The following is a 338-nucleotide window of genomic DNA, read 5'->3' as shown; positions in this document are numbered from 1 at the left end:
GCGCAGCTGAGCTACGCCGAGCTGAACAAGCGAGCCAATCGACTGGCCCATCGGCTGATCGCGCTGGGCGTCGGTCCGGAGACCAAGGTGGGCCTCGCGGTCGAGCGAGGCATCGAGATGGTGGTGGGCCTGCTGGCGATCCTGAAGGCCGGTGGCGCCTATGTGCCGCTGGACCCGGAGTACCCGGCCGAGCGCCTGGCCTACATGGTGGGGGACAGCGGCATTGCATTGCTGCTCTCGCAAGGCCAGCCGCTGCAGTGCGGCGTGCCGGTGCTCGGCCTCGACACGCTGGACTTGAGCGACGAGCCCGACCACGACCCCGCTGTCGACGTGCATGG

1 protein-coding gene is annotated in these 338 nt (G+C 69.2%); it reads left to right on the top strand.

The annotated features are described in order from the left end of the window. Positions 1 to 338, top strand: a 338-nt coding sequence (locus EJI01_RS28510) for an AMP-binding protein (protein WP_148112396.1), incomplete at both ends; no start/stop codon positions are given.

Source organism: Variovorax sp. MHTC-1, from assembly GCF_003984645.1.
In the GTDB taxonomy this organism is placed as follows: Bacteria; Pseudomonadota; Gammaproteobacteria; order Burkholderiales; family Burkholderiaceae_C; genus Variovorax.
Note: the sequence above shows the minus strand (reverse complement) of the source record. Positions and strands in the feature narration are given on the sequence as shown.